Annotated in this window: 4 protein-coding genes; 3 read left to right on the top strand and 1 reads right to left on the bottom strand. The window is 55.9% G+C overall.

The annotated features are described in order from the left end of the window. Positions 1 to 87: 87 nt before the first annotated feature. Positions 88 to 495 (bottom strand): Cd(II)/Pb(II)-responsive transcriptional regulator, encoded by a 408-nt coding sequence (gene cadR / locus ACZRN6_RS36340; RefSeq protein ID WP_009403731.1) that lies wholly within the window; start codon positions 493 to 495, stop codon positions 88 to 90. Positions 496 to 590: 95 nt separating this feature from the next. Between cadR and ACZRN6_RS36335 the strand changes: the two genes are divergently transcribed. Genes ACZRN6_RS36335 through ACZRN6_RS36325 form a run of 3 tightly spaced genes read left to right on the top strand, consistent with a single transcriptional unit; the run spans position 591 to position 3,314 of the window. After that, entirely contained in the window at positions 591 to 1,487 is an 897-nt protein-coding gene (locus tag ACZRN6_RS36335; protein ID WP_004364974.1) for a cation efflux transmembrane domain-containing protein, read from the top strand. 3 nt (positions 1,488 to 1,490) lie between these two features. Continuing rightward, on the top strand, positions 1,491 to 2,003 hold the full coding sequence (lspA, locus tag ACZRN6_RS36330) for a signal peptidase II (RefSeq protein WP_003821921.1): 513 nt from the start codon (positions 1,491 to 1,493) through the stop codon (positions 2,001 to 2,003). A gap of 21 nt (positions 2,004 to 2,024) precedes the next feature. Continuing rightward, positions 2,025 to 3,314 carry an ISL3-like element ISPpu12 family transposase gene (locus ACZRN6_RS36325; RefSeq protein WP_004574636.1) on the top strand — a complete coding sequence of 430 codons (1,290 nt, stop codon included), beginning with the start codon at positions 2,025 to 2,027 and terminating at the stop codon, positions 3,312 to 3,314. The last annotated feature ends 59 nt before the right edge of the window (positions 3,315 to 3,373 follow it).

Here is a 3,373-nt window from a genome sequence, read left to right as displayed (position 1 = left end):
GGGTAAGCGGATTAAATGGTTGATCTTACCTTTGCATGAGAGTGAGACAGACCGGCATCTCATCGGATTATCTGGTTGATGCTTCACCTACTGCTGGTGCATGTTTCCTTCGCTAATTCCAGCAAGAACCCCACACGCCTCAACTTCCCGGTCATCGTTGCAACTCGCTCTCAGTGAAACGAGTTGTTTCTCAAGCGCTTGCAGAGCGGTTATCTGCGACCGCACATGAGAGATGTGATCATCGAGCAAGGCGTTGACGGCGGTACAAGGCTGATGAGGGTCGTCCTCATAGCTCTGTAGTTCGTGAATCTCAGCCAGTGACAGGCCCAGGATTCTGCAGCGACGGATGAAGGCCAGCCCCTCACCATGCTTCTCGGTATAGACACGGTAACCGTTGTCCTGCCGATCAGGCGGCGGCAACAAGCCCTGCTGTTCATAGAAGCGGATCGTCTGTGTTTCGACCCCTACCAACTGCGCCAACTGACCAATGCGCATCAGCCTCCTCCCCAACGGATTCTTTACTCTATTGACCTTATAGTAGCTTTATAGTTTTAAATGGTACCACAACATTGTTCAAGTGGAGTCGTATCATGAGCAAATCCTGTGGTGGCGCCTGTGGCGGTGATGCAACGTCCGCAGCGGATACCGATATACAGGCCTCCTCCGAGGCGCCAGGGAGATGGGTCAGTGTTTATGCCGTGCCGAAGATGGACTGTCCATCAGAAGAACGAATGATTCGCCTAGCCCTGAACGGCTTTGAGGAAATTCGGGCGCTGTCCTTCGACTTGTCGAACCGCCGGCTGAAGGTCGTGCATGACGGCGAGGTCGAGCCCGTCACCTCGAAACTGAAGACCTTGGGGCTAGGCGCCTCGCTTCAGGAAACCGTCGCTGCAAATCCGGAGACCATCAAGGCCGCCGAGTTTTCGGCAGCTTCTGCTAAGCAAGAATCCGGGACCCTGCGCTGGTTGCTCGGCATCAATGCACTTCTGTTCGTGGTGGAAATGACTGCCGGTCTGATCGCCCGGTCCACCGGCCTGATTGGAGAATCCCTGGACAATTTTGCCGATGCGGCGGTGTACGGGCTTGCCCTTTATGCGGTTGGACATAGCGTGAAAATGCAGGTACGTGCCGCGCATCTTGCTGGTGTACTGCAACTGATCTTGGCTGTGGGCGTGCTCGTAGAGGTGGTGAGACGCTTTGTATTCGGTAGTGAGCCTGAATCGCTGGTGATGATGGCTATCGCATTCGTCGCATTGATTGCCAATACCAGTTGTCTGCTGCTCATATCCAAACATCGGGAAGGCGGGGCGCACATGAAGGCAAGCTGGATATTCTCGGCCAACGACGTGGTGATCAACCTGGGGGTCATCACCGCCGGCGCCCTGGTCGCGTGGACCGGTTCCAATTATCCGGATCTGATTATCGGCACCATCGCGGGGGGCATTGTACTTAACGGTGCCAGACGCATTTTGGCGTTGAAGGGTTAAATAATGCTCATTATTGGCAAAAAGCTCTCGCCGTATGCCCTATTGTCCATATCGGGCCTGCTGGCAGCGTCTGATCAGGCTGTAAAGTGGCTGGTGCAGCAATCAATGGCCTATGGCGAGTATGTTTCGGTGACCCCGTTCTTTAACTGGGTGCACCTATGGAACACCGGTGCCGCATTCAGTCTTTTTGCGAATGGTGGAGGCTGGCAGCGCTACTTTTTTATCGGAATCGCGGTAGTGGTCTCGATTTTTCTGATCAAGCTGATCCTTGAAAATCGTCATAAAGGAGAAGCCATCGCTTACAGTCTTATCCTCGGTGGCGCCATGGGCAACCTGATTGACCGGGTCTTTCGCGGCTATGTTGTGGATTCCTTTGATTTCTATTGGCGAGACTGGCATTGGCCGGCCTTCAACCTGGCTGATATTGCAATTGTCCTCGGTGCCTTACTTTTCGTTTCCAGCAGCTTGTTGGGTAAAAAAGCAAACACCAATGCCGAGTCGGATGGATCTGACTGACACCTACGCCTATACAACACCATGACCGAACTTCCCGACAACATCCTTCACCTGCCGCAATACCAAGTACTGGGCTGCAAATCAACCGACGACGAAATGCACTTCCAGGTGGACGTGCCCGATCCCATCGCCTGCGAGGAATGCGGCGTGCAGGGTGAGTTCGTACGGTTCGGCAAGCGTGACGTTCCCTATCGTGATCTGCCCATCCACGGCAAGCGGGTCACTCTCTGGGTGGTCCGCCGCCGATACACCTGCCGGGCCTGCAAGACAACATTCAGGCCCCAGCTACCGGAGATGGTGGACGGATTCCGTATGACACTGCGGCTGCATGAGTACGTGGAGAAGGAATCCTTCAACCACCCCTACACCTTTGTGGCGGCACAGACCGGCCTGGACGAGAAGACGGTGCGCGACATCTTCAACGCCCGCGCCGAGTTCCTGGGGCGCTGGCACCGCTTCGAGACGCCCCGCATCCTGGGCATTGACGAGCTATACCTGAACAAGCGCTACCGCTGCATTCTGACCAACATTGAGGAGCGAACCCTGCTCGACCTGCTGGCCACCCGCCGCCAGGACGTGGTGACCAACTACCTGATGAAGCTGAAAGACCGGCAGAAGGTCGAGATCGTCAGCATGGACATGTGGAACCCCTACCGGGCAGCGGTCAAGGCTGTGCTGCCCCAGGCCCGTATCGTGGTCGATAAGTTCCATGTGGTGCGCATGGCCAACGATGCCCTAGAGAGAGTGCGCAAGGGCCTCAGAAAGGAGCTGAAACCGTCCCAGAGCCGGACTCTCAAGGGAGACCGGAAAATCCTGCTGAAACGCGCTCACGAAGTCTCAGACCGGGAGCGCCTCATCATGGAGACCTGGACAGGCGCGTTCCCGCAACTGCTGGCCGCCTACGAGCACAAGGAGCGCTTCTACGGCATCTGGGACGCCACCACACGGCTCCAGGCAGAAGCCGCCCTGGACGAGTGGATAGCCACCATCCCGAAGGGCCAAAAGGAAGTCTGGAGCGATCTGGTCAGGGCAGTGGGAAACTGGCGCGAAGAGACCATGACCTACTTCGAGACGGACATGCCCGTCACCAACGCTTACACGGAGTCCATCAACCGACTGGCCAAGGACAAGAACCGTGAAGGGCGCGGTTACTCCTTCGAGGTGATGCGGGCACGAATGCTCTACACCACGAAGCACAAGAAGAAGGCACCGACTGCGAAGGTCTCTCCTTTCTACAAGAAAACCATCGGTTACGGACTGCCGGACTTCGCAGAGGAACTCAACTACGGAGTCGATCTATCAACCATCTGAGGGTGGTATCAGATTGATGGGGTGAAGGTGCCCCATCAACCATTAAATCCGTATACCCA

The organism is Pseudomonas sp. A125 (genome assembly GCF_055409485.1).
This window is presented reverse-complemented; position numbering and strand designations above follow the sequence as displayed.